Raw genomic sequence first — 23,045 nt, forward strand, 5'->3', positions numbered from 1 at the left:
TGCGGGGGCTTTTACGTCTGCTCGCGAGGGTTACTTGGCCTTCTCGAGAATCTCCACCAGGCGCCAGCGCTTGGTGGCCGACAGCGGACGGGTCTCCATCAGCGAGACGCGGTCGCCGATGCCGGCGATGCTGTTCTCGTCGTGGGCCTTCACCTTCTTGGTGGTACGAATGATCTTGCCGTACAACGGGTGCCGCACGCGGTCTTCGAGCTCGACCACGATGGTCTTCTGCATCTTGTCGCTCACCACGTAGCCGATACGTGTCTTACGACGCCCGCGCGGCTTCGGCGTGGCCGGAGTGTGCTTGGGACCCTTCTCCTTCGAGCCGGCGTCCTTGGCGGCGGCCTTCGGAGCGGCTTTGGTAGCGGCCTTGGCCGGTGCCTTCTTCGCTTCTGCCATCACGATTCCTTCTCGTCGGACCCATCGGGGCCGGAAGCCAGACCCAGTTCGCGTTCGCGCAGCACCGTGTAGACGCGCGCGATTTCCTGACGCACGGTGCGGAGCCGGCGGTTGTTGCTGAGCTGGCCGGTGGCCATCTGGAAGCGCAGATTGAACAGCTCTTCCTTGGACTCACGTACGCGCTCGTGCAACTCCTCGTCGGTGAGCTCGCGCAGTTCGCCAGGGGAAACTCCCACTGCCATCAGAACTGCTCCTCTCGGGTAACGATGCGTGCCTTGATCGGCAGCTTGTGGATTGCTCGGGTGAGCGCCGCGCGGGCGATCTGCTCGTTCGGGTAGCTCAACTCGAACAGCACCCGGCCCGGCTTGACGTTGACCACCCACCATTCCGGCGAACCCTTACCCGAACCCATCCGGGTTTCGGCGGGCTTCTTGGTCAGCGGGCGGTCCGGGAAGATGTTGATCCACACCTTGCCGCCACGCTTGATGTGCCGGTTGATGGCGATACGAGCGGACTCGATCTGACGGTTGGTGACGTAGGCGTGCTCCAGAGCCTGGATACCGTAGTCACCGAAGTTCACCGACGTGCCACCGCTGGCGATGCCACGCTGGCGTGGGTGGTGCTGCTTGCGATGCTTAACCTTGCGGGGAATCAACATGATTCAGCTCTCCGTGCTCTGCGCTTCAGTTGCCGGCGCCGCGGCGGCCTCGGCCGCGGCAGGGGCCGAGGCCTCTTCGCCGCCCGCCGCGCGGCCGGCGTCGGTGCCGGTCGCCGTGGTGCCCGAAGCACCGCTACGACGGGGACGGGTGCCCGACGGCCGCTCGCGACGCGGACGGTCGGCGGCCGGGGCGGCAGCGGCCAGTTCGCGCTTGCCGCCGACGATGTCGCCCTTGTAGATCCACACCTTCACGCCGATGCGGCCGAAGGTGGTCTTGGCCTCGTACAGGCCGTAGTCGATGTCGGCCCGCAGCGTGTGCAGCGGCACCCGGCCTTCGCGGTAGAACTCCGAACGGCTCATCTCCGCGCCGCCCAGTCGGCCCGAGCACTGCACCCGGATGCCCTTGACGTTGGGCTGGCGCATGGCCGACTGAATGGCCTTACGCATCGCCCGGCGGAATGCCACACGGTTGCTCAACTGCTCGGCAACGCCCTGCGCCACCAACTGTGCTTGCGACTCAGGGTTTTTCACCTCGAGGATGTTCAGCTGCACCTGCTTTTTGGTCAGCTTCTCCAGGTCGGCGCGAATGCGGTCCGCCTCGGTGCCCCGGCGCCCGATCACGATGCCCGGGCGGGCGGTGTGGATGTCGACGCGAACCCGGTCGCGGGTCCGCTCGATCTCCACGTCGGCGATACCCGCGCGCTCGAGGCCGGTGGACAGCAGCCGACGGATCGCCACGTCCTCCTTGACGTAGTCGGCGTACTGCTTGTCGGCGTACCAGCGCGACTTCCAGTCGGTGGTGATGCCCAGCCGGAAGCCGTGCGGATTGATCTTCTGGCCCACTAGTCTGAGCCTCCCTTCGCGTCAGAAGTCTCAGACGTCTTGGCTTCGGTCTTGGGCTCCGCTTTCTTGGCGGGCGCCTTCTTGGCGGCGGGTGCCTTCTTGGCCGTCGAAGCAGGTCCAGCCTTGGTCGCCGCCTTCTTGGCGTCCGAACCAGGTGCAGCCTTCGCGGCGGCCTTGCTGCCCTCGGCCCGACGTGCCCGCGACGACTTCGCCGCGCGCTGGTCCCTTGGGGGCCGGCTCTCCACGATCACCGTGATGTGGCTGGTGCGCTTGCGAATTCGGAACGCGCGGCCCTGGGCGCGGGGACGGATGCGCTTGGCGGTCGGCCCTTCGTCGGCGTACACCGTGGCCACCACGAGCGTGGACGGGTCCAAGCCGTTGTTGTTCTGCGCGTTGGCCGCGGCGCTGGCGATCACCTTGGCCACCGGCTCACTGGCGGCCTGCGGCGCCCAGCGCAGGATGTCGAGGGCGTCGGTCACCGACTTGCCGCGGACCAGGTCGATGACCCGGCGCGCCTTCCTCGGCGACACCCGCACGAACCGCGCCTTGGCGGTCGCCGAGGGATATTCGATAGTGGTGGTACTCATCGCCGCTTGCTCTTTCGGTCGTCCTTGATGTGCCCCTTGAAGGTGCGGGTGGGCGCGAATTCACCGAGCTTGTGCCCCACCATCGATTCGGTGACGAACACCGGGACGTGCTTGCGCCCGTCATGCACCGCGAAGGTGTGCCCGATGAAGTCGGGAATGATGGTCGAGCGTCGCGACCAGGTCTTGATGACCTGCTTGGTGTTCTTCTCGTTCTGCACGTCGACCTTCTTGAGCAGATGGTCGTCGACGAACGGGCCCTTCTTCAGGCTGCGTGGCATTGTTGGCTCCTCTTACCGGCCGTGCTTCTTGCCGGTGCGCCGGCGTCGAACGATGAGCTTGTTGCTGGCTTTGTTCGGGTTGCGGGTGCGACCCTCGGGCTTGCCCCACGGGCTCACGGGGTGACGACCACCGGAGGTCTTGCCCTCACCACCGCCGTGCGGGTGGTCGACCGGGTTCATCACCACACCACGCACCGACGGGCGCTTGCCCTTCCAGCGCATCCGGCCGGCCTTGCCCCAGTTGATGTTCGCCTGTTCGGCGTTGCCCACCTCACCGACCGTCGCGCGGCAGCGGACGTCGACCCGGCGGATCTCACCGCTGGGCATACGCAGCGAGGCGTAGGTGGCTTCCTTACCAAGCAACTGGATGCTGGACCCGGCGGACCGGGCGAGCTTGGCGCCGCCACCGGGCCGTAACTCCACGGCGTGCACCAGGGTGCCGGCCGGGATGTTGCGCAGCGGCAGGTTGTTGCCGGGCTTGATGTCGGCGTTGGCGCCCGACTCGACGATGTCGCCCTGCGAAAGACCGTTCGGCGCAATGATGTAGCGCTTCTCGCCGTCCAGGAAATGCAGAAGCGCGATCCGGGCGGTGCGGTTCGGGTCGTACTCGATGTGCGCGACCTTGGCGTTGACGCCGTCCTTGTCGTTGCGACGGAAGTCGATCACCCGGTAGGCGCGCTTGTGGCCACCGCCCTTGTGCCGGGTGGTGATGCGGCCGTGCGCGTTACGCCCGCCGTGGCCGTGCAGCGGCCGAACCAGCGACTTCTCCGGAGTCGATCGGGTGATCTCGGAGAAGTCCGACACGCTGGCGCCGCGGCGACCGGGGGTCGTCGGCTTGTACTTGCGAATTGCCATGTCTAATCAGGTCTTTCTCTCGTCGCCCGGGCTCGGCCTAGGCCGGTGCTCCGAACAGGTCGATCGGCTTGCTGCCCGGAGCCAGAGTGACGATCGCGCGCTTGGTGCTCTTGCGCGTGCCGTATCCGGACCGGGTGCGCTTGCGCTTACCCTGCCGATTGGCGGTATTCACCGAGGCGACCTTGACGGAGAAGATCTTCTCGATGGCGATCTTGATCTGCGTCTTGTTGGAGTCGGGGTGCACGACGAAGGTGTACACGTTGTCGTCGAGCAGTCCGTAGGACTTCTCGGAGATGACCGGCGCCAGGATGATGTCCCGCGGGTCAGCGATGGTCGCCATCAGGCCGAAACCTCCTCGGACGATGAAGATGCCGTGTTGGCTGAGATGTAGGCGTTCAGTGCCTCGACGCTGAACACCACATCGTCGGCGCGCAGCACGTCGTAGGTGTTGAGCTGGTCCGGCGGCAGGATGTGCACACCGGGCAGGTTGCGCACACTCTTGACGCCCGCCTCGTCGCTGCGCCCGATGACCACCAACACCTGCTTGCGGTCGGTCAGGGTGGACAGGAACGCCTTGGCGCTCTTCGTCGAAGGAGTCTGGCCCTCCACGAACTCGGTGACCGCGTGGATGCGCCCGTTGCGTGCCCGGTCGGACAGCGCACCGCGCAATGCAGCAGCGATCATCTTCTTGGGCGTGCGCTGGCTGTAGTCCCGCGGCTGCGGGCCGTGCACAATGCCACCGCCGGTGAACTGCGGAGCCCGCGTCGAACCCTGGCGAGCCCGGCCGGTCCCCTTCTGCCGGTACGGCTTGCGGCCACCGCCGCTGACGTCGCCGCGCGTCTTGGTCGCGTGCGTACCTTGACGTTTGGCGGCCTGCTGCGCCGTCACGACCTGGTGCATCAATGCGATGTTGGCCGGAGCGTCGAACAGCTCGGCCGGCAGGTCGATGGAGCCGTCGGTCTTGCCGGCCGGAGTCTTGACGTCAATCTTTAATGTCTTGTCCGCCATTACTTCTCACCTCGTTTGATGGCACTGCGGACCACCACGAGTCCACCGGTGCGGCCCGGGACCGCACCCTTGATCAGCAGCACGCCGTTCTCGGCGTCGACCTTGTGCACCACCAGGTTCTGCACGGTCACCCGGTCGTTGCCCATCCGGCCGGACATCCGGGTGCCCTTGAACACCCGTGCCGGAGTGGCACATCCGCCGATGGAACCAGGGCGGCGGTGCACCGCCTGGGCGCCGTGGCTGGCGCCCTGTCCGCGGAAGCCGTGCCGCTTCATCGTGCCGGCGAAGCCCTTGCCCTTGGAGGTGCCGGTCACGTCGACGTAGGCGCCGTCGGCGAAGATCTCGGCCGTCAGCTCCTGACCGACCTCGTACTCGGCCGCAGCAGCCTCGTCGTCCAGGCGCAACTCGGCCAGGTGCCGGCGCGGGTTGACGCCCGCCGCCGCGTACTGACCGGTGACCGGCTTGTTGACCTTGCGGGGGCTGATCTCGCCGTAAGCGACCTGTACCGCGCTGTATCCGTCACGCTCCGGGGTCCGGACGCGGGTCACCACGTTCGGGCCGGCCTTGACGACAGTCACCGGCACGACGCGGTTGTTCTCGTCGAACACCTGCGTCATGCCCAGCTTGGTGCCCAGAATGCCTTTTCTTGCCATTGCTCGCCGATCCCCTACTGGATGTTGACGTCGACACTGGCCGGAAGATCGATGCGCATGAGAGCGTCAACGGTCTTCGGCGTCGGGTCGAGGATGTCGATCAGCCGCTTATGAGTACGCATCTCGAAGTGCTCCCGCGAGTCCTTGTACTTATGCGGAGAGCGGATGACGCAGTACACATTCTTTTCCGTCGGCAGCGGCACCGGTCCCACGACGCTGGCTCCTGTACGGACGACGGTCTCGACGATCTTGCGCGCCGACGCGTCAATAGCCTCATGGTCGTAGGCCTTAAGCCTGATGCGGATCTTTTGTCCCGCCACGCTTCTCCTACCTCTTCTCCCACACTTCGAGCCCGTGTCCGGACCTCAGCCGTTGTTCGACCTCAGTGCCCCCCGGCGCGCGGACCGGCCGCCCTGCGAGGGCCGGTCTAGCGTTGCGCCGGATACTGCGCCGCTGTTTACCTGTCTTGGTTCAACCGCTCCCCGCGCTCGGGTGTGTCACCCGCACGCAGCCTCGTAGGCGGCCAAAATAGTCGCTCCAAGGTTGGGACCGGACGCGCCCTGGTGGGCGCTGGTCGTATGCCCGGCCAGGCCTGAACCTGGCGCAAGGCAACCTGAACAGTATGCCCCAGATCAGCGCTTGGGCCAAATCCCAGGTGATGACGATCCGCGGGCTGCCCGGGACGCTCTCCGAATCGGGCCGACATCGACCCTAGCAGGGCTTTTCCGCCGTAGCGCGCGACCTACGGAGCCGACCCGTACGCTTCCAACCGTGTTCGGGCCGAATCCGGGAGAACCTGACCCCGCACAGCCGATGATCGACTGGATCAACGGGGCGCCACCGGCCGAACTGGCGGTCGAACTCCTGGCGGTATTCGACCCGGAGGTTCCCAGGCGTGCGGCGGTGCTCGCGCTGTCGGATTTCAGTGACTGGATGTTTCGCGGATTCCCCGAACGGACCGGCCTCATCCTGCGCGCCCGGCCCGTACAGGAATCCATTCTTGAGGCCCTGCAACTGCTCGAGCATTCCGAACTGCTGTACGTGCGCTGGATCACCGACAACGAATTCAGGTGGAGCGCTACCCGGTTGGCGCTGGCGACCTTGGCCACGGGCAAGTCCGCGGTGCGGCAACGCATCAGGGATCGGACGGGCCTCTAGTAGCGACCTGGGATCACTGCGCGGCAACAGAACTCGCCGCGTCCCCGCCGCTGGCGTGCTCGCGTTGCACGTGCAGGAACCCGTCGACGGCGGCGCGCGCGCACTCGCGGTAGTCGAAGTCCGGCAACGTACTCAGCCGGCCCAGCACCAGCGGGCCGATCAGCAGCGCGATGGCGCGCGAGCGGTCCACCTCGCCCAACTCGGCGGCCTGCGGACTGTCGAACAAGCTGTCGAATGGCGCGGCGTACTGCTGGGCGATGCGTTCGCGCAACGTGCTGATCGCGCTCTCGGCGCCGTCGGTGTGGCGAGGTTCCGGCATTTCCTGCAGGTCCGAACCCAACGCCAGCCACGCCATCGCGGTCAGGATGGCGGGCGCCTCGGCGATGGCTTCGGCCTGCCCCAGCACGATGGCCAGCAATCGGTCCCGCAGCGACCCCTCCGTCGGCGGCTCCGGGGCGGTGGGCATCAAGCTGTTGAAAGTTGCCGCCAGCAGGTCGTTTCCACTCGGAAAGTGGCGATACAGGGTGGCCCGCGCCACGTTGGCGGCGCGGGTGACCGCATCGACTGTCACCGCGCTCGGCCCCCCGGCGCGAAGCAGCGTCGCGGCGGCCTCGAGCAACCGCGCCCGGGATCGCGCCGGACGGGGATCCTGACTACTCCCTTGGCTGATTGTGACGCACCTCCCTGTTTGGGTCCGAGGTTAACCGTCTATGCACGAGACCATTAGTCTCGGCAACTACTTCGCCGCCGAAAGGAGGCGCGAGCATGGTCGCAACCCTGTTCCGGCCCGATGAACGTCTTTCCCTGCCCGATCAGCGTACTGAGGCGCCAGGCACCGGCAATAGCGCCCGCAGGTGGACTCTGGCCGTGGCCTGCATCGGCGTCTCCCTGGTGGTCGCGTCGATGACGGCACTGAACACCGCTTTGGGGGACATCGCGGTGGCCACGTCGGCCACTCAGACCCAGCTGACCTGGATTGTCGACGGCTACACCGTGGCGTTGGCCTGCCTGCTGTTGCCGGCGGGGGCGATCGGGGACCGATACGGCAGGCGCGGGGCTTTGCTGGCCGGTCTGACGATCTTCTCCGTGGCCTCGGTGGCCCCGGCACTGCTGCATTCGCCGACCCAGATCATCGTGGGCCGGACACTGGCCGGGATCGGCGCTGCGTTCGTTATGCCCGCGACGCTGTCACTGCTCACGGTGGCCTATCCAAAAGACCAGCGCATCAAGGCTGTTGGTATCTGGGCCGGTACCGCGGGGTCGGGCGGCGTGATCGGCATGCTGGGTTCTGGCGTCCTACTTCGTTTTTGGGACTGGCACGCCATCTTCTGGTCAATGGGTGCCGCTGGTCTGGTGATCTTCGTTATGGCGTGCACCATTTCGTCATCCCGGGATGCCGCGGCTCCGCGCCTGGACTGGCTGGGTGCGCTGCTGATCGGCACGGCGGTCGCTATTGGAGTGTTCGCGATCCTGCAGGCCCCGTCGCGCGGCTGGAGTGACCCTGCGGTGTGGGGCGGACTTGCCGCCGGGACGGTCATCGCCGCGGTGTTCGGGATCGTCGAATTCCGCAAGCAACAGCCACTTCTGGATGTCCGGCTGTTCGCCGACGAGGGGTTTGCGACCGGCACGGCGACGATTGTCGTGCTCTTCGGCGGAACCTTCGGCTTCTTCTATCTGGGCATGCAGTACGTCCAGCAGATCATGGGCTATTCGCCGCTGATGACGGCGGTGGCATTCGGGCCGTTCATGGTGCCGCTGGGCATCTGTTCGGCGCTGTCGTTCTGGTATGTGCCGAAGCTGGGGCTGCGCTTGGTGCTGTTCGTTGGCACCCTGCTGATGGCGGTCGGCTTCCTGTGCATGCTGGTCCTGGATCTGAACTCGTCCTATCTGGAGCTGGCCTGGCCGACTCTGATCCTGAGCACCGGCATCGGATTCTGTACAGCGCCCACCACGTCGGCCATCATGGCCGCCGTCCCCGACGAGAAACAGGGCGTCGCCTCCGCGGTCAACGACACCGCGCGTGAGTTGGGCGGGGCGCTGGGCATCGCCGTGGCGGGCTCGATCTTGGCCGGCCGATACAGCCGCGAGCTGACCCCACACCTGACGGCGTTTCCCGAACCGGTGCGCGGCCCGGCGTCGGACTCCTTGCCGAAGGCGGTCGAGGTGGCGGAAAGGCTTGGTCCGCAAGGAGATCAGCTGACCACGATCAGTCAGACCGCCTTCATGACGGCGATGCACACCTCGATGATCACGATGGCCGTCATCGTCGGCGTCGCTGCGCTGACGATCGGCTTCTGGGCACCCGGCCGCGACGGACGCCAGTTGCCCCTGGCCCGTCGCATCCGAGGTCGAGGAAATATGTACGACTTGAGCAAAAACGCCCCGGCCGACGTGCCGCTGAACTAACATCCGACTCAGGGGCGAGTTCGTGGGGAGACGAACGCAATCCAGGCGAGCCGGGGGGCGGTATGTCTTACGTTATTGCTGCAACGGAGTATGTGGCCGCCGCAGCAACAGATTTGGCCAATATCGGCTCAGCGATCAATGACGCGAGCGCGGCGGCGGCCATCCCGACATCGGGGGTACTGATCCCGGCGGGCACCGACGCGGTGTCGGCGGAAGTGGCCGCGTTGTTCGGGGCGCACGCCCAGGCTTTCCAACAGATCGCGGCCCAGGCGGCTTCGTTCCACGACCAGTTCGTGCATCTGATGAACCTCGGGTCGCAGCGGTACGCGCTCAGCGAGGCCGCAAACGTGTCGAGCATTCAGAGCGGCACGGTGAACTTGCCCCAGCAGACGCTCGGACACTCGGTTCTGAGCGAAGGCGCCCATGCGGCGCCGGCGGCCGCGGCAGCGGCGCCAACAATGGCTATCAGTCCGGCAGCAGCCGGATCGGTAGGCTCGGCGATCGCACCGGCCGCCGCGCCGGTGGGATCGGTGGGGTCGGCAGTAGCGGCGGGATCGGCGGGGTCGGCTAAGCGTCAGCCAATCCCGTCGCTACCGACCAGCCCCGAGTCAACCGAAGCTGAGGCGGCAGCGGTGTCTGCGCTGCCGGCGCCGCTCGCGGCGCGAGCCGCAGCAGCGGCAGCCCCGGCAGCTCCGGCGGGTCCCCGGTTGGAGGCGGCGGGCGAGTCGGCCGCGGCAACCGGCTGAGCGGCTCAGCCGACGAACTCGGCCGCTCGATGCCCGAGCATCACGATGGTGGCGTGCGGGCCCCGGCTGGGAACCGTAGGCAGGATCGATCCGTCGATCACCCACAATTTTTCCAAACCCTTGACCCGACAGCGGTAGTCGACCACGGCGTGCGGGTCACCGTCGAGACCCATTGGCGCGCTGCCGCATAAATGTTGCGATGTTGACCACACCGCTGGCCCGATATGTGTTGCCTTTGCGCACAATTCACGCGCCAGCTCGCTGCCTGCGCGCAGGGCGGCGACATCGCTTGGCGCACTGTCGTAGTGGTGCTGGATCCGGGGCGGCACCCGGGGGTCGGAAGACACCAGGGTGATGCGCCCGCGCGCCGCAGGCCGCATGAGCGCCACGCCGATGTGCGGCCAGTCCCGGTGCCCCGGCGTTCCGTCCCCCGTCATCGCGACGAAACCACCCGTATAAGGCCGAATTTCGATGCCATCGTCGGTGCTCAGCACCACCTCCAACACCGGACGGTTCACCGCCACGTCCCAGTCGGTGGGCATCACCCATTCCGGGTGGTCACTGCAGTTCATCCCGACCGGCAGCGCCGCAACAACTTTCACGCCGGCTGCGGTCAACGCCGCCTCGTTCCCGACGCCTGATGTCATCAGCAGATGAGCCGACGCAATCGCACCGGCGCACAGGACTATTCGGTCTGCGGTCAGGGTCACCGGGCCGCCAGGTCCGGTCGCGTCGACCCCGGCGGCCGCCGTTTTGTCGAAGCGCAGCCGCAGCGCCCGGGTGCGCGCGAGCAGGGTCAGGTTGGGCCGGCTCAGCGCGGGCAGCAGGAAGGCCGCCCCCGGGCCGGTGCGTACGCCGTCGACGATGTTGAGGGGCACCGCACCCACACCCGACGGCAGGTCGGGACCCACATCGTTCAAGTCGGCGATCCAACCGAACCCGGCGCGCTGCGTGGCTTCGAGGAACGCGGCGCTGGCTCCCGTCATGTCCGATGCGCGCCGCACCGGGATCGGCCCCGCGCCGCCGTGCGCCGGGGTGGCGAAATCGAGGTCCGTTTCGATGGCCCGGAAATGTGCCAGGACGTCGGACCAGGCCCAGCCCGGCAGCGCGAGCCGGTCGAAGTCGGCGGGCAGGCCGCGGCAGAAATAGCCGCCGTTGACAGCGCCGGAACCGCCCAGCGTGGCTCCTCGCACCAGCGGCACCTGCCGTGCCGGATGATCGGTCAGCGTCGTCAGATAGCGTTCGGCCAGAATGCTGCCCGCCCCGATCGGCAGCTGGAACCCGTTGCGGGTCCGGGACAGCAGCTCGGCATCATCGAGACCCGAGCCGGCTTCCAGCACGGTCACCCGGCACCGTGAGTCAACGGAAAGACGTTCGGCCACAATCGAACCGGCACTGCCGGCCCCGATGATCAAGACATCGCTATGCCGTTCGGCTGCGGACAAGGCGAGCCGTTATGTCCGAATCTGTGGCTTCAGTGCAGAGATGTTGCGTTCCCGCAGCACCCCGTACCAGAGCCCGATTCCGTAGGCCAGGTCGTCGACGCGCTTGAGCAGCAGGAAGGTGAACAACCCGATCGGTTCGGCATCGCCGTCCACCGCATCGCGCCGGCGCAGCCAGTCGGCCACGCCATCCACAATGGCGGCAATCACCACGACCCGCCGGAACTGCCGGAAAAAGATTGCGGCCACCAGCGCAAGCGGCCAGTAGTGCCGACAGATGGCCGACGCCAGTTGCAGGGCCGCCGACCACAGCCCTCGGGTGGCCACCACCACCACATCCCACAGCGTTGTTTCGGCCCCGTCCATTGCCTTGGCGACCCGGCGGCCGGTCACCAGGGCGATCGCGATCGAGGCCAGCTGGGCCAAGCCGGAACCCAGCGACACCAGGATCCAGGCCGCCAGTGCCCAACCCGAGATCACCACCGGCGCGGTCTTGTCGGGATGCCGCACCGACAGCGGCGCCGCCGAGCCCCCGTAGAACGCCTTGCGGGCGATCCAGTCCCGGAGCTCGGTGCGGTGATCGTGGGCAACGAGGGCGATCGGCTCGTACCGCAACCGGGCTCCGGCTTCCACCAGCCGCCAGCACAGGTCGACATCCTCGCCCGACTGCAGCGTCTCGTCGAAACCACCGACCTCCCGAATGGCTGCGGTCCGGCAGACGATCGCGGCGCTGGGTACGTAGGACACCGAACTGTGCGGCAATACCGGCGCTTCCCGCAAACCCAGGTCCAGCGACGAGTGCACCGCCTCGTAGCGAGCGATCACGTTCTCGCTCTGGGCCAGCCCGACGATGCGCGGCGCCACCAGCGCGACGGTCGGATCGCAGAAGTGCCCGAGCAAAGCCTCCAGCCAGCCGCGCCGGGGGGCCACGTCGGAGTCCAGGAACGCGACGTAGTCGGTGGTACAGGCGGCCAGGCCGGTGTTGCGGGCGGCGGCCGGACCTTTGCTGCGGACGTGATGCAGCACTTCGATGTCGCAGTGGGCGCCGGCGAAGTCCTCCAGTTCGACCGGTGCTGACGAGCCGTCGTCGACCACGATCACTCGCAGGCCGCGTAACGAAGACACCAGGCGCCGTAGACCAAAGAGGTTGTCGCGCACCGGTATAACGACGGTGACGTCGCGGTAGGACGGGCCTGTCGCCGGGCGTGGATGCGCCACCGTCGCATCCAGCAGGGTGCGGGCCAACTCGGCGCTGACCTCGTCGCGAACCTTCAGGCGACCGTCGGAGAGCATGCTTTGCGCCGCCGGGGCCAGCCGCAGCAGCCTGGTAGGCGAACCACCGAGCAAAGCCCTGCCGTCGCCGAGCACCCGCACTCGACGATCGACCTGCACCGCAAACCCGTCAGGGAGTCGGGTCGGGGTGGTCAACGCCGCTCCTCCTCGATGCGCTTGGCTTCGTCATGACAGGACCCCCCCGGGTCCGGGTACCCACCGGCAAATTCGACCCAAACAATCCTCGACCATCTCCGCAAAGATCCGACTCCCCTCGGCCGCGGTGGCCGTGGTCGGATCCCCCAGCACGCCAATCTCGCTTACCGCCGCGATCCCGCCGCGGCGCATCGACGGTAGCAACTCGCGCAGCGGCGCATCATTGCCTACGAGAAATTGGTCGGTTTGCACATCGCCCGGCGAAAGGTGCAGCAACACGGATGTTTCGGTGTGGCCCGCATGGGCGTCGGCGCCGGTTGCGGCGCACGGACTCCAGGCGGCGTCGCGGCCCTCCGCGCGAAGCAGCGCGGTGGCGCGACTCAGCGCCTCCACATTGCCGCCATGACCGTTGACGAATACCAGCCGGTCCGCCCAGCAGGCAGCCGAGCGACCGTACTCGACCAGCAACGTCGTCAACGCCGCCGCACCGATCGAGATCGTTCCCGGGAAGCTCTGGTGCTCGCCGCTGGCACCGTAGGCGATGGCCGGCGCGACCAGCCAATCCTGCTGGGATCGCTCGCCCAGTCGCGCGGCCACGGCCCGGGCCACTGCACTCGCGATCCTGGTGTCGGTGTCCAACGGCAGGTGCGGGCCGTGCTGTTCGGTGGACCCCAGCGGAATCAATATTGACGCGGAGGTGGATATTGACAATTGCCTCGACGTCACACAACCCAGTTCGCCGAGTACGGGCACCCGCCGATGGTAAGACGAATTCACCTGGCGTGCACCAATTGTTGCCCTACCTATTGAAATTATTTTTCGCGTCGTCGGAGCGCGCGCAAAAATCAATGCTCGTTCGCCACGGCTGCACCGCCCGTACCAAACTCGGCGAATAGCTCATTCCGGGAACAACATATATGTGGTATGGCCCGCGGCGACTCGACGGACGCTCAGCCCGCACCCAATTCGCGGGTGAACCCGGCCGGGATGAGAATGTCGTCCGGGCGCAGATCGTGAATCGACGAATGGCCCAGCCCCATCAGTGCCGAGTCGATGCCGCCGCGCAGAATGTCCAGAACGTTCTCGACCCCGGCCTGTCCGGCTGCGGCCAGGCCCCACAGGTAGGCGCGGCCGATCATCACCGCGCGCGCCCCCAGCGCCACCGCCTTCACCACATCGCTGCCCCGGCGGATGCCGCCGTCGAGCAAAACCTCGACCTGGTCGCCGACCGCCGCCGCGATCGCCGGCAGGGCGCGAATCGACGCGGGCGTCCCGTCCAGATTGTTGCCGCCGTGGTTGGACACCGAGATGGCCGAAACACCGGCGTCCACAGCCCTTTTGGCGTCATCGACGCGCATCACGCCCTTGAGCATCAGGGGTCCACCCCAGAGTTCGGCCAGCCAGGCGATGTCTTCCCAGGTGGGCGGCGGTGTCCCCATCCATTCGCCGTAGGCGGCGAAGAAGGGCGGACCGGGCTCACCGCGGCGGCCCTGGTTGGGCACCCGCAGGTCCGGTGGACGCAGCGTCTTGCCGAACTTCCACAGCCACCGCGGCTTGGTGATCGCCTCCGGGGACAGCCGCAAAATGGTTTTCAGGTTCATCTCTTCGGGGATCTTGGGGCTGCCCCAGTCGCGCCCGTGCGAGAACGTCCAGTCCGTGGTGACGATGATGCCGACCGCTCCGGCCTGCCGGGCTCGCTCGATCCGCTCGGCGATCGCGTCCCGGCCGCCGAGCCAGTAGACCTGGAAGAAGAGCTTCGGATTGGCGGCGATGACCTCTTCGATGGGCTTGCTGGCAAACGAGGACAGTCCCATCGCCGTGCCCCGGGCAGCCGCGGCCCGCGCCACGGCGACCTCGCCGTCGGGATCGACGGCCTGGACGCCGGTCGGCGAGATCAACACGGGCAGGGAGATGTCCTGGCCCAGCACTGTGGTGGACAGGTCGCGCTTTTCGCTGGCACCGACAACGTGCGGCGCAAAGCCGAGTTCGCTGAACGCCGCCACGTTGTCGGCGACGGTGACGCCTTTTTCACTCGCCGAAATCAGTGATGAATAAACGGACTTCGGCAGGCGCCGCTTCGCGCGCTGCTGAGCGATGGCGACTGTTTCGAACCATTCGTCGGCCATGGGTTATACGGGACTTTCGTTGCAGAGCCTGGCCGGCGGGTGCGCGGGGGGCCTCATCGACAGGGTCAGGGGTACCGGCGTGCTGATCCGCTTGCCGCGCGAGTGGTCGACGCGGGGCCGCGGTGTGTCACGCTCGGCCGCCAAGGCGGGTGCGCCGTGACCTTGAACGCACTCCGGGTCCGGACCGTCCATCGGCAGCCCGGTGAAAAACTTCGCCGCCATGCAGCCGCCGCGGCAGCTGTCGTAGTGGTTGCAGCTACCACACGCGCCCGCGGACTGCGGCTCACGCAATTCGCGGAATAGCGGGGCATTCTTCCAGACATTGTCGAATCCGCCGTCGGACAACACATTTCCGGCCAGAAACCGGTCGTGGATGGCGAACGGGCAGGCGTAGACGTCGCCGACCGGGTCGATCAGGCAAACCACGCGGCCGGCACCGCACATATTCAGCCCGGCCAGCGCGCCGGAGGAGCCCAGCGGGGCCAGGTGGAAGAAGGAGTCGCCGGTGAGCACCCGCTCGCCCTTGGCGACCAGCCAGTCGTACAGCTCGACCTGTTGGGCGGCGGTGGGGTGCAGCTCCTCCCAGGTATCCGCCCCGCGTCCGGACGGGCGCAACCGGGTGATGCGCAGCGTGGCGCCGTAGCGGTCGGCCAGTGCGGCGAACTCGTCGAGTTGGCCGACGTTGTGCCGGGTGACGACGACCGAGATCTTGGCGTCGGCGAAGCCCGCCCCGGCCAGGTTCTCCAGCGCGCGCAGCGCCATGTCGAACGACCCGGGACCACGCACCGCGTCGTTGACCTCGGCGGTGGCACCGTCCAGTGAGATCTGCACGTCGACGTAGTCGCTGGCGGCCAGCCGTGCGGCGACCTCCGGGGTGATGCGGACACCGTTGGTGGAGAACTTGACCCCGACATGGTGGGCGGTCGCGTAATCAACCAGTTCCCAAAAGTCCGGGCGCACAGTCGGTTCGCCGCCGCCGATGTTCACATAGAACACCTGCATGCGTTCCAGCTCGTCGATGATGTCCTTGCACTGGCGGGTGGACAACTCGCCCGGGTCGCGTTTGCCCGACGACGACAGGCAGTGCACGCAGGCCAGGTTGCAGGCATACGTCAGCTCCCAGGTCAGACAGATCGGCGCATCGAGTCCGTGCTCGAACTGCTCGATCAGCGACGGTACTGCTGCGCTCATTCACTCTCCTGAGGTACCAACATGCTGGAGCCGGCCAGCACGCCCAGCGCGTGCAGATACGGCCCCTGGTCGGGATCGGCGATGCCCGCGGCGCGGCAGGCCGAGCGGACATCGGGATGGTCATCCAGCGACTGCACCACCGCCAGGATGGCGCGGTTCTTCAGGAACGACAGCTTGCGCGTGCCGAAGTGATACAGCAGCGCGCCAAACGGTTCCGGGCGAACCGCCACCTGTGGATGCAGTCGCCAGCCGCGATCCGGATCGAACATCCGAGTGTCTGTTGGGGTCGCCGGCCGGACTGCGGTCGCGGGCGTGGTCAAGCTCAGTAGACCCCGCACATGCCGTCGATGGAAACCTCTTCCACCAGCGTCTCGGTGACGAGTTCGGTCTCGTTCTGGTTCTCGTTGTCCATGCGGATTGCCTTTCGTGAAACGGGCTCGACAATGATGGGTGGTGCTGGTCACATCTCGTGGTCCGGGTCAGAATATGGCATCGAGTGCCGAAATGGAAGGGCGGGTTCGGATGCTGCAGGAGTCGCGGGTGGGTCGGCGCCGCTCGACGACGCCGCACCACATCACCGACGTCGCCATCGACCTGTTCGCCGCGCGGGGCTTTGCCGACGTCAGCGTCGACGACGTCGCACAGGCGGCCGGCATCGCCCGGCGGACGCTGTTCCGGTACTACGTCTCCAAGAACGCCATCCCCTGGGGTGATTTCGACACCCACCTCGCCCAGCTGCGCGACCTGCTCGACGGCGTCGACCCACAGGTGCCGCTGCGTGACGCGCTGCGCGGAGCCCTGCTGGCGTTCAACACTTTCGACGATTGCGAATCGCTGCGGCACCGGAAACGGATGCGCGTGATCCTGGAAACTGCTGAGCTGCAGGCCTATTCGATGACGATGTACGCCGGCTGGCGAGAGGTAATCGCCGGGTTCGTGGCCCGCCGGGCGGGGGTGAAGATCACCGACTTGCTGCCGCAGACTGTCGCCTGGACGATGCTCGGGGTGGCGCTGAGCGCGTACGAGCACTGGCTCGGCGACGAATCCGTCGCACTGACCGAAGCGATCGGCAATGCATTCGACGTCGTCGGCTCGGGGCTGGACCGCCTTGGCGAGCCCCGTTGAGCGATATCGACCATCTGCTGCACACCCTTCGGGCACAGGGACGGTTCTGCGCGGGGTCCGGATCGCCGATGTACGCCGAGTTGTTCGAGCTGATCGCCGACGACGTGCAATCCGGCGGCGTCTTCGCGGACATTCTCGCCGACCATCGAGACGCCTCCGCGGGCCAAGCGGTGCCGCTGCGCCTGGTCGGCGGACTGCACCGGATGGTGCTCGATGGCCGGGCACCGCAACTGCGCCGGTGGTATCCCAGCGTGGGCGGCAGCTGGGACGTCTCGGGCTGGCCCGAAATCCTGCTGGTCGCTCGCCGCCACCCCGAGGTGCTGCGTGCGGCACTGGAGCGGCCGCCGCAGACCAACGAGGTGGGCCGGTCGGCCGCGCTGATCGGCGGGCTGTTGCGACTGAGTGCCGAAATCGACTTGCCGGTACGGCTTTTCGAGATCGGATCGAGTGCAGGACTGAATTTGCGGGCGGACCGCTACCGCTTCGGATATGCCGGCGGCGAGTGGGGACCGGCCGGCTCTCCGGTCCTCGTCGAGGATGCGTGGCAAGGTCACCTGCCGCTGGGCGGCGCGGTGCGCATCGTCGAACGCTGCGGTTTCGATATCGCACCGATCGACATCACCGGGTCCGACGGGGAGCTGAGTCTGTTGAGCTTCGTCTGGCCGGACCAGCATGCCCGGCTGCAACGACTGCGCGGCGCCATCGCGATCGCCCGCGAGGTGCCGGCGCAGTTGGAGCGCCGGAGCGCGGCCGACGCCGCCGCCGGACTGACGCTCTCCGACGGCGCACTGACCGTGCTGTGGCATTCGATCACCTGGCAGTACCTGTCCCGCGACGAGCGCACCGCCGTTGCTGCCCGGATCGAAGAATTGGGCGCCCGGGCGCGCGCCGACTCCCCCTTCGCGCACCTGACCATGGAGCCGGCCCAGGACGGGCCCGGGAGCCCGCTGAGATTCCTGGTGCGGGTCGCCTGCTGGCCCGGCGGCGAGCTGCAGGTGCTCGGCGAATGCCATGCCCACGGGCCGCCGGTGCGCTGGCACTGAAGTCACGGTTGGAAATTTTTTCGACGCAGGCCGTTGGAAAATGGGCCGCCGCAACGACGATAGAAGTGTGAGCGCCCAACCGGACCGCCATCGCGACACACAGCGCACGCTGTTGGCGCTCTATGACGAGGCGCTGCCGACGGTGTACGGCTACTTCGCTCGCCGGTGCGCGGACCGCGGGACCGCGGAGGATCTGACGTCAGAGACGTTCCTCGCGGCGTTCCAAACCGCCGGTGCACGACGGGACGATCCGCCGCCGATCGGGGTGCCGTGGCTGCTCGGGGTGGCGCGGCACAAACTGGCCGACCACTACCGGGGCCGCCAGGATCCGGTGCCGGTGGCGGAACCACCCGAGCCGCTCGACGGAGCCGACGACTGGGACACCGAGCTGGATCGGCTGATGGCCGAGAACGTGCTGGCGAAGCTGAGCGAACCGCATCGCGCGGTGCTGGTGCTGCGCTACATGGACGACTGCAGTGTGGGCGAATGCGCGGAGTTGCTCGGGCGCACCGTGCACGCCACCGAGGCCCTGCTCATCCGCGCGAAAAAGGCGTTCAGAAAAGAGTATCCGGAAGGAGGCAGCCATGAGTAAGCGTGATCCGCTCAGCGTGCTGCACGCCGACGACCTTCCGGTGCATCCCGATCCGGCGTTCGCCGCGCGACTGCGGCGCCGCCTGGAGGCGGTACTGGCGCTGCCTCCGCAGACTCTAAGGAGGATCGATATGAGCACCCAAGCGGTAGCCGAACCCGACACCACCGTGATCCCGCGATCGGCCGCCCAGCCGTATCTGGCCGTCGCGGACGCGCGAGCCGCAATCGACTGGTACACCGAGGCTTTCGGCGCTGCGGTGGTCGGCGAACCGATCGTGATGGAGGACGGGCGAATCGGGCACGCAGAGCTCGAAATCGCCGGCGGCGTCCTGTATCTGGCCGACGAGTTCCCCGAGCTCGGCTTGAAAGCTCCGTTGCCCGAGGCGGTTTCGGTCAGCCTGATGCTGCACGTCACCAACACCGATGCGGCGTTGCGACGGGCGCGCGCGCAGGGCGCGACCGTCACGCGTGACATCTACGAGGCGCACGGCTCCCGCAACGCGACCATCATCGATCCGTTCGGCCACCGCTGGATGCTCAGCGGCCCGCTGGGTCCGCCGGTCGAGGGCATCCGCCATGGCGACATCGGCTTCATCTCGCTCGCGACTCCCGATCCCGAGCGTGCCGCGGCGTTCTACGGGCACGTCCTGGGCTGGACCTATGACGCGGCCTCCCGTCGCGTCACGAACACCGAGCTACCCACCGGCATTCACGTCACCGAGGATCGCCCGACCCTGTTCTGCTGCTACGCCGTCAACGACATCGAGGCGGCCCGAGCGGCGATCGCCGAGGCCGGCGGGACCGCGGACGAGGCGCAGCAAACCCCACACGGGACCACGGTGGACGCCACCGATGTGCACGGCATGGCGTTCGCGGTCTTCGACGCGGCAGCGGCCTCAAAACGACCGGAGCTCAACGGTTCTGGCTCCGGTGAGCTGGCGTATGTGACATACGAGGTGCCTAATTCCGCCGCGTTCCGCGACTTCTACGGCCGGGTGCTGCGGTGGACGTTCGAACCCGGCCGGGTCAAGGACGGCTGGCAGGTGCGGGAGGCGCATCCGATGTCGGGGGCCGCCGGTGGCAGCTCGCAGGCCACGACGGTGCCGATGTGGACCGTCGCCAACATCGACGCGGCGGTCGCCCGGGTCCGGGAAGCCGGTGGCACCGTGCTGGCCGAACCGTCGCGGCAGCCGTATGGACTGTCCGCCGAATGCACCGACGATCAGGGCGCGCGGTTCTACCTGGGCCAGTTCTGAAGGTTGCGTAGGTTGGGTGAGCAGACGCTAAAGCCCCCGCACGCTGGGCGTGTCGGGGGCTTTAGCGTCTGCTCACCCTACTAAGCCAGCATCTCTGCGATAGGGGTGGCGGCGGCGATCTTGCCGCGCACCTTCATCACCTTGCCAGGTAGCCCGCCGCCGACCACGCCGACCAGCACACCGTCGCGCTCGTAGTAGGCCAAAAATTTGCGGCCGTCGTCCTCGATGAGGTGCACGGTGTCGGTGGCTTCCGGCTCGCCGAGGCACTGGATCTTGACGTCGTACTGGTCGCTCCAGAAATAGGGGACGACGACACTGGTCGGTACTTCGCGACCCAGCATCGCGGGCACCACGACTCGAGCCTGATCGGCGACATTGCTCCAATGCTCAACGCGCACTTGATGTCCCGTCGTATCACGCCAAGATGCCACGTCGCCGAGCGCCCACACGTGCGGTGCGCTGGTCCGCCCGGCCTCGTCGCAGATGATGCCGTTGGCGACCTCGATGCCACTGTCGGCCAGCCAGTCGGTCGCCGGATGTGAACCGATACCCACGACGACAAGGTCCGCACTGATCTCAGTGCCGTCGCTGAGCACCACCGTGTCGACGTGTCCGGTACCACGCACCTCGGCGACTCCTAGCCCGGTACGCACGTCCACCCCTTCGTCGCGGTGCAACCGTGTCACCAGTTCGCCGATCTGTTCGCCGAGCACCGATGCCAGCGGTGTGGGCTGCGGTTCGACCAGGGTCACCTCCACACCCAGACCCCGCAGGCTCGCCGCTACCTCGCAGCCGATGAAGCCGGCGCCGACGACCACGGCCTTCTTCGCCGAACTCGCATGCGTGCGCAGCGCCATGCACTCGTCGAACGACCGCAGCACCCGGATGCCGTCCAGATCCGGGAAACTCGGGATGCGCCGCGGCACCAAGCCCGTGGCGATGACGAGTTCGTCGTAACCCAACGAGGTTCCGTCGGCCAGCGTCACGGTTTTCGCCGCGGTGTCGATGCCGGTGGCCGCGGCACCCAGCCGCAGGGTGATGTTTTTCTCGTCGTACCACTCGCGCGGTTTGAGGGCGACGTCGTCAACCTCGGCGCGCAGCACCTCCTTGGACAGCGGCGGCCGGTCGTAAGGGAGGTGCACCTCGTCGCTGACGATGGTGATCGGGCCGGTGTACTCGGCCCGGCGCAACTGCTCAGCGGTCCGGGCGGCGGCCAGGCCGCCGCCGACGATCACGATTCCGTTGTTGCTACCGTCCGTGGTGGTCACGTGGTCGTTCATAGCACGGTAGACAATCAGTACTTCAACGCGCCCTTGTCGACGTGGATCTGCTGACCGGACAGGGTGCCCGACCCGTCACCGGCCAGCCAGGCCACCACGTCGGACACCTCTTCGGGCGACATAAAACCCTTGTACTGCATCGGCATTGGCGGGAAGCTGTGCACGAAGCGAGGATGCTTGGCGAATATCTCCATCATCGCCTCCGGCTCGATCATCGGTGTATCAACCGAATAGGGATGGATGGAGTTGACCCGGATGCCGTACTCGCCGAGCTCGATGGCCAGCGTGTTGGTGAGCGCGGTCAGCCCGTATTTGCTGGCGGCATAGTGGCCGTTGCCCGGCGTGGCTTTCAGCCCGGCCGAGGAGCTGACCACCACGATCGAGCCGCCGTTACCGGCTTCGATCATCGCCGGGATCGTCGCCCGCAGGGTCCGCCAGGTGCCGGTCAGGTTCACCCCGATGACGGTCTCCCACTGTTCGTCGGACAACTCCCAGACCCGGCCCCAGCCCAATACGCCGGCATTAGCCACCACGATGTCCAGCCGGCCGAACTGTTCGACGGCGTCGGACACCAGTCCGCGCAGGGCCGCGTCGTCGCGGATGTCCACCTCGCGGGCCAGCACCTTGCGGCCCTCCGCCTCCACCGCGCGGACGGTCTCGGCGAGGTCGTCGGGAGTGGCGGGCGGGTAGGTCACGGTGTCCGACACCGGTGCACAGATGTCGGACGCGACGATGTCGGCGCCTTCCCGGGCAAGCCGCACCGCATGCGACCGCCCCTGTGCACGCGCGGCGCCGGTAATGAATGCCACCCGTCCCTGCAGTGATCCAACCACGTGCTGTCCTTTCGCCGCTGTCAGGCTAGCAGCGAAACTGAAACGTGTTCTAGTTGCCCCGCGGAGGCGCTCTGTACCCGCGAACCGAGCCGGGCTGCGAGATTCGGCGTCGAATTTCGCAGCCTGGTTCGGTTGGCTCGGCCAGCTCGCGCGGGGGCGCCGGCGCGGCTAGATTTCGGCGATGATCTGTGCCCGCCGGCTGGCGTATTCCTGATCGTTGAGCGCACCGCTGGCGCGCAGCGACTCCAACTCCTGCAGCCGATCCCCGATCGAGGCCTGCGGGGCGGCCGGTGCGGCGCCGGCTCCGGCCTGCTGCCGCTCGGCTGCTCGCCGGACGACGGCCTGGATCTGTTGGCGCAGCGCCGGGTTCGACCGGATGTCCACCATGCGGTTGAGCGGGATGTTGTTGGCCTTGAGGATCTGCAGGATCTCCATCAACGGTTCGGCCTGGCCACTGAGATCGTAGGTCTGGTTGTCCTCGGCGAGGGTGAACTGCGCCGGCACCAGCCCATTGACCAATGCGCTTCGCTCCCAGTCGATTCGGTACTGGTTGGTGGTGGGATCGACCACGACCACCAGTTTCCGGGCGGTCAGGTTGCCCAGCCGCGTCACGCTGGCGATGACCCGGTCCTCAGTGTCGAACGGTGCGATGCCGGGTCCTGCGATGTGCAGGTGCACTTTCACCATCGGCTGGTCGTTGATCCGGGTTCCGGTCTCGGTGAGGCCGGTGATCTGCGCCAGCGCCAGCACTCCGGTCTGTTCGAGTTGCTCGTTCTTTGCCGAGGTGTTGACGCTCCAATAGGTCAACCCGATCGCGACCACCACGTCGATGACGGTGACGAGGAGGCCGACATAGAACATCCACGACAGCAACTCGCCGAACCCCAACGTGAAGTACACGATCAGGAAGATCGGTCCGACCAAACCGCCGCACAACAGCACCAGCAGCTGCATTTTGATGTACCGCGCCAGCATGTGATTCTCTCCTCGTGTAGCCCGAAAGTTGATTCACATTAGCCCCAACACGGCGGCTACCGGTCACAACAATCTCAGCTGGTCGGGCAAATCGATCAACTTCCCGTCCGCACTCGGCCGGCCGCCCCTGCGCGAGCAGACGCAAAAGCCCCCGACACGCCGTG

Annotated in this window: 29 protein-coding genes; 7 read left to right on the forward strand and 22 right to left on the reverse strand. The window is 67.1% G+C overall.

What is annotated here, in order from left to right; translation table 11 throughout:
* Positions 1 to 30: 30 nt before the first annotated feature.
* The 11 genes from rpsQ to rpsJ are packed head-to-tail and all read right to left on the reverse strand — an operon-like array spanning position 31 to position 5,601.
* Positions 31 to 399, reverse strand: a complete 369-nt coding sequence (gene rpsQ / locus A5645_RS19555) for a 30S ribosomal protein S17 (protein ID WP_036352691.1) — start codon at positions 397 to 399, stop codon at positions 31 to 33.
* Positions 399 to 641: a 50S ribosomal protein L29 gene (gene rpmC / locus A5645_RS19560; RefSeq protein ID WP_036352688.1), complete on the reverse strand. Its 243-nt coding sequence runs from the start codon at positions 639 to 641 to the stop codon at positions 399 to 401. Before rpmC ends, rpsQ begins: the two co-directional genes overlap by 1 nt.
* Complete coding sequence (rplP, locus tag A5645_RS19565; protein WP_036352685.1) at positions 641 to 1,057, reverse strand: 50S ribosomal protein L16; 417 nt, start codon at positions 1,055 to 1,057, stop codon at positions 641 to 643. Before rplP ends, rpmC begins: the two co-directional genes overlap by 1 nt.
* Before the next feature lie 3 nt (positions 1,058 to 1,060).
* A complete protein-coding gene (rpsC, locus tag A5645_RS19570) occupies positions 1,061 to 1,900 on the reverse strand; it encodes a 30S ribosomal protein S3 (protein WP_065035124.1) in 840 nt (279 codons plus the stop codon).
* Positions 1,900 to 2,487, reverse strand: coding sequence for a 50S ribosomal protein L22 (rplV, locus tag A5645_RS19575; protein WP_065130729.1), 588 nt, complete (start codon positions 2,485 to 2,487; stop codon positions 1,900 to 1,902). The genes rpsC and rplV overlap by 1 nt, the downstream gene beginning before the upstream one ends.
* Positions 2,484 to 2,765 (reverse strand): 30S ribosomal protein S19, encoded by a 282-nt coding sequence (rpsS, locus tag A5645_RS19580; RefSeq protein WP_011739061.1) that lies wholly within the window; start codon positions 2,763 to 2,765, stop codon positions 2,484 to 2,486. The genes rplV and rpsS overlap by 4 nt, the downstream gene beginning before the upstream one ends.
* A gap of 12 nt (positions 2,766 to 2,777) precedes the next feature.
* The gene (gene rplB, locus A5645_RS19585; protein WP_036352677.1) at positions 2,778 to 3,620 is read right to left on the reverse strand and encodes a 50S ribosomal protein L2; all 843 of its coding nucleotides are present in this window, start codon (positions 3,618 to 3,620) and stop codon (positions 2,778 to 2,780) included.
* Positions 3,621 to 3,657: 37 nt separating this feature from the next.
* Complete coding sequence (gene rplW, locus A5645_RS19590) at positions 3,658 to 3,960, reverse strand: 50S ribosomal protein L23 (protein WP_036352674.1); 303 nt, start codon at positions 3,958 to 3,960, stop codon at positions 3,658 to 3,660.
* On the reverse strand, positions 3,960 to 4,628 hold the full coding sequence (gene rplD, locus A5645_RS19595; protein ID WP_065130730.1) for a 50S ribosomal protein L4: 669 nt from the start codon (positions 4,626 to 4,628) through the stop codon (positions 3,960 to 3,962). Before rplD ends, rplW begins: the two co-directional genes overlap by 1 nt.
* Positions 4,628 to 5,281: a 50S ribosomal protein L3 gene (rplC, locus tag A5645_RS19600; protein ID WP_036352668.1), complete on the reverse strand. Its 654-nt coding sequence runs from the start codon at positions 5,279 to 5,281 to the stop codon at positions 4,628 to 4,630. Before rplC ends, rplD begins: the two co-directional genes overlap by 1 nt.
* A gap of 14 nt (positions 5,282 to 5,295) precedes the next feature.
* Positions 5,296 to 5,601 (reverse strand): 30S ribosomal protein S10, encoded by a 306-nt coding sequence (rpsJ, locus tag A5645_RS19605; protein ID WP_003873519.1) that lies wholly within the window; start codon positions 5,599 to 5,601, stop codon positions 5,296 to 5,298.
* Positions 5,602 to 6,052: 451 nt separating this feature from the next.
* On the opposite strand from rpsJ, the gene A5645_RS19610 reads away from it, so the two are divergent.
* Positions 6,053 to 6,439 (forward strand): hypothetical protein, encoded by a 387-nt coding sequence (locus A5645_RS19610; protein WP_155768085.1) that lies wholly within the window; start codon positions 6,053 to 6,055, stop codon positions 6,437 to 6,439.
* Positions 6,440 to 6,452: 13 nt separating this feature from the next.
* Here A5645_RS19610 and A5645_RS19615 read toward each other — a convergent pair whose 3' ends face one another.
* Positions 6,453 to 7,058 (reverse strand): TetR/AcrR family transcriptional regulator, encoded by a 606-nt coding sequence (locus tag A5645_RS19615; RefSeq protein ID WP_269199531.1) that lies wholly within the window; start codon positions 7,056 to 7,058, stop codon positions 6,453 to 6,455.
* Between the two features lie 146 nt (positions 7,059 to 7,204).
* Between A5645_RS19615 and A5645_RS19620 the strand changes: the two genes are divergently transcribed.
* A complete protein-coding gene (locus tag A5645_RS19620) occupies positions 7,205 to 8,845 on the forward strand; it encodes an MFS transporter (RefSeq protein ID WP_081288443.1) in 1,641 nt (546 codons plus the stop codon).
* 62 nt (positions 8,846 to 8,907) lie between these two features.
* The gene (locus tag A5645_RS28400; protein ID WP_065130732.1) at positions 8,908 to 9,591 is read left to right on the forward strand and encodes a PE family protein; all 684 of its coding nucleotides are present in this window, start codon (positions 8,908 to 8,910) and stop codon (positions 9,589 to 9,591) included.
* A gap of 5 nt (positions 9,592 to 9,596) precedes the next feature.
* Here the strand turns inward: A5645_RS28400 and mftG are convergent, their stop codons facing one another.
* From mftG to mftA, 7 genes are all read right to left on the reverse strand, one after another.
* A complete protein-coding gene (mftG, locus tag A5645_RS19630; RefSeq protein WP_065130733.1) occupies positions 9,597 to 11,036 on the reverse strand; it encodes a mycofactocin dehydrogenase MftG in 1,440 nt (479 codons plus the stop codon).
* A 9-nt stretch (positions 11,037 to 11,045) separates the two neighbouring features.
* Positions 11,046 to 12,461: a mycofactocin biosynthesis glycosyltransferase MftF gene (mftF, locus tag A5645_RS19635; protein ID WP_065035131.1), complete on the reverse strand. Its 1,416-nt coding sequence runs from the start codon at positions 12,459 to 12,461 to the stop codon at positions 11,046 to 11,048.
* Between the two features lie 30 nt (positions 12,462 to 12,491).
* Entirely contained in the window at positions 12,492 to 13,238 is a 747-nt protein-coding gene (gene mftE, locus A5645_RS19640; protein WP_065035132.1) for a mycofactocin biosynthesis peptidyl-dipeptidase MftE, read from the reverse strand.
* Positions 13,239 to 13,411: 173 nt separating this feature from the next.
* Positions 13,412 to 14,587, reverse strand: a complete 1,176-nt coding sequence (gene mftD, locus A5645_RS19645; RefSeq protein ID WP_065130734.1) for a pre-mycofactocin synthase MftD — start codon at positions 14,585 to 14,587, stop codon at positions 13,412 to 13,414.
* Between the two features lie 3 nt (positions 14,588 to 14,590).
* Positions 14,591 to 15,778: a mycofactocin radical SAM maturase gene (gene mftC, locus A5645_RS19650; protein ID WP_065035134.1), complete on the reverse strand. Its 1,188-nt coding sequence runs from the start codon at positions 15,776 to 15,778 to the stop codon at positions 14,591 to 14,593.
* Positions 15,775 to 16,116, reverse strand: a complete 342-nt coding sequence (gene mftB, locus A5645_RS19655) for a mycofactocin biosynthesis chaperone MftB (protein WP_065035135.1) — start codon at positions 16,114 to 16,116, stop codon at positions 15,775 to 15,777. Before mftB ends, mftC begins: the two co-directional genes overlap by 4 nt.
* A complete protein-coding gene (gene mftA, locus A5645_RS19660) occupies positions 16,101 to 16,190 on the reverse strand; it encodes a mycofactocin precursor MftA (protein WP_065035136.1) in 90 nt (29 codons plus the stop codon). Before mftA ends, mftB begins: the two co-directional genes overlap by 16 nt.
* A gap of 110 nt (positions 16,191 to 16,300) precedes the next feature.
* Here mftA and mftR point away from each other — a divergent pair, with 110 nt between their 5' ends.
* From mftR to A5645_RS19680, 4 genes are read left to right on the forward strand one after another with little or no spacing between them, the layout of a single operon-like run.
* Positions 16,301 to 16,903 carry a mycofactocin system transcriptional regulator MftR gene (mftR, locus tag A5645_RS19665; RefSeq protein WP_065130735.1) on the forward strand — a complete coding sequence of 201 codons (603 nt, stop codon included), beginning with the start codon at positions 16,301 to 16,303 and terminating at the stop codon, positions 16,901 to 16,903.
* Positions 16,900 to 17,946 (forward strand): DUF2332 domain-containing protein, encoded by a 1,047-nt coding sequence (locus A5645_RS19670; RefSeq protein WP_065130736.1) that lies wholly within the window; start codon positions 16,900 to 16,902, stop codon positions 17,944 to 17,946. The genes mftR and A5645_RS19670 overlap by 4 nt, the downstream gene beginning before the upstream one ends.
* A 40-nt stretch (positions 17,947 to 17,986) precedes the next feature.
* On the forward strand, positions 17,987 to 18,538 hold the full coding sequence (locus A5645_RS19675; protein WP_081288445.1) for an RNA polymerase sigma factor: 552 nt from the start codon (positions 17,987 to 17,989) through the stop codon (positions 18,536 to 18,538).
* Positions 18,531 to 19,793, forward strand: coding sequence for a VOC family protein (locus A5645_RS19680; RefSeq protein WP_065130737.1), 1,263 nt, complete (start codon positions 18,531 to 18,533; stop codon positions 19,791 to 19,793). The genes A5645_RS19675 and A5645_RS19680 overlap by 8 nt, the downstream gene beginning before the upstream one ends.
* 80 nt (positions 19,794 to 19,873) lie before the next feature.
* Here A5645_RS19680 and A5645_RS19685 read toward each other — a convergent pair whose 3' ends face one another.
* The 3 genes from A5645_RS19685 to A5645_RS19695 all read right to left on the reverse strand — a co-directional run bounded on the left by A5645_RS19685 (position 19,874) and on the right by A5645_RS19695 (position 22,881).
* Positions 19,874 to 21,073: an NAD(P)/FAD-dependent oxidoreductase gene (locus A5645_RS19685; protein ID WP_065130738.1), complete on the reverse strand. Its 1,200-nt coding sequence runs from the start codon at positions 21,071 to 21,073 to the stop codon at positions 19,874 to 19,876.
* Positions 21,074 to 21,087: 14 nt separating this feature from the next.
* Positions 21,088 to 21,906, reverse strand: coding sequence for a mycofactocin-coupled SDR family oxidoreductase (locus tag A5645_RS19690; protein WP_081288446.1), 819 nt, complete (start codon positions 21,904 to 21,906; stop codon positions 21,088 to 21,090).
* A gap of 168 nt (positions 21,907 to 22,074) precedes the next feature.
* Positions 22,075 to 22,881, reverse strand: a complete 807-nt coding sequence (locus A5645_RS19695; RefSeq protein WP_065130739.1) for an SHOCT domain-containing protein — start codon at positions 22,879 to 22,881, stop codon at positions 22,075 to 22,077.
* Positions 22,882 to 23,045 lie beyond the last annotated feature (164 nt).

Origin of the sequence: Mycobacterium asiaticum, from assembly GCF_001673635.1 — a bacterium.
In the GTDB taxonomy this organism is placed as follows: domain Bacteria; phylum Actinomycetota; class Actinomycetes; order Mycobacteriales; family Mycobacteriaceae; genus Mycobacterium; species Mycobacterium asiaticum_C.

Bases quoted from the DNA above. Each gene is read 5' to 3' on its own strand.
- rplD (WP_065130730.1), bottom strand. From the start codon at position 4,628: ATGGCGGACAAGACATTAAAGATTGACGTCAAGACTCCGGCCGGCAAG.
- rpsS (WP_011739061.1), bottom strand. From the start codon at position 2,765: ATGCCACGCAGCCTGAAGAAGGGCCCGTTCGTCGACGACCATCTGCTC.
- mftC (WP_065035134.1), bottom strand. From the start codon at position 15,778: ATGAGCGCAGCAGTACCGTCGCTGATCGAGCAGTTCGAGCACGGACTC.
- A5645_RS19685 (WP_065130738.1), bottom strand. From the start codon at position 21,073: ATGAACGACCACGTGACCACCACGGACGGTAGCAACAACGGAATCGTG.
- mftD (WP_065130734.1), bottom strand. From the start codon at position 14,587: ATGGCCGACGAATGGTTCGAAACAGTCGCCATCGCTCAGCAGCGCGCG.
- mftR (WP_065130735.1), top strand. From the start codon at position 16,301: ATGCTGCAGGAGTCGCGGGTGGGTCGGCGCCGCTCGACGACGCCGCAC.
- mftA (WP_065035136.1), bottom strand. From the start codon at position 16,190: ATGGACAACGAGAACCAGAACGAGACCGAACTCGTCACCGAGACGCTG.
- A5645_RS19675 (WP_081288445.1), top strand. From the start codon at position 17,987: ATGGGCCGCCGCAACGACGATAGAAGTGTGAGCGCCCAACCGGACCGC.
- rpsQ (WP_036352691.1), bottom strand. From the start codon at position 399: ATGGCAGAAGCGAAGAAGGCACCGGCCAAGGCCGCTACCAAAGCCGCT.
- rplW (WP_036352674.1), bottom strand. From the start codon at position 3,960: ATGGCGACCATCGCTGACCCGCGGGACATCATCCTGGCGCCGGTCATC.
- rplC (WP_036352668.1), bottom strand. From the start codon at position 5,281: ATGGCAAGAAAAGGCATTCTGGGCACCAAGCTGGGCATGACGCAGGTG.
- A5645_RS19695 (WP_065130739.1), bottom strand. From the start codon at position 22,881: ATGCTGGCGCGGTACATCAAAATGCAGCTGCTGGTGCTGTTGTGCGGC.
- rplV (WP_065130729.1), bottom strand. From the start codon at position 2,487: ATGAGTACCACCACTATCGAATATCCCTCGGCGACCGCCAAGGCGCGG.
- rplP (WP_036352685.1), bottom strand. From the start codon at position 1,057: ATGTTGATTCCCCGCAAGGTTAAGCATCGCAAGCAGCACCACCCACGC.
- A5645_RS28400 (WP_065130732.1), top strand. From the start codon at position 8,908: ATGTCTTACGTTATTGCTGCAACGGAGTATGTGGCCGCCGCAGCAACA.
- A5645_RS19680 (WP_065130737.1), top strand. From the start codon at position 18,531: ATGAGTAAGCGTGATCCGCTCAGCGTGCTGCACGCCGACGACCTTCCG.
- A5645_RS19620 (WP_081288443.1), top strand. From the start codon at position 7,205: ATGGTCGCAACCCTGTTCCGGCCCGATGAACGTCTTTCCCTGCCCGAT.
- rpmC (WP_036352688.1), bottom strand. From the start codon at position 641: ATGGCAGTGGGAGTTTCCCCTGGCGAACTGCGCGAGCTCACCGACGAG.
- rplB (WP_036352677.1), bottom strand. From the start codon at position 3,620: ATGGCAATTCGCAAGTACAAGCCGACGACCCCCGGTCGCCGCGGCGCC.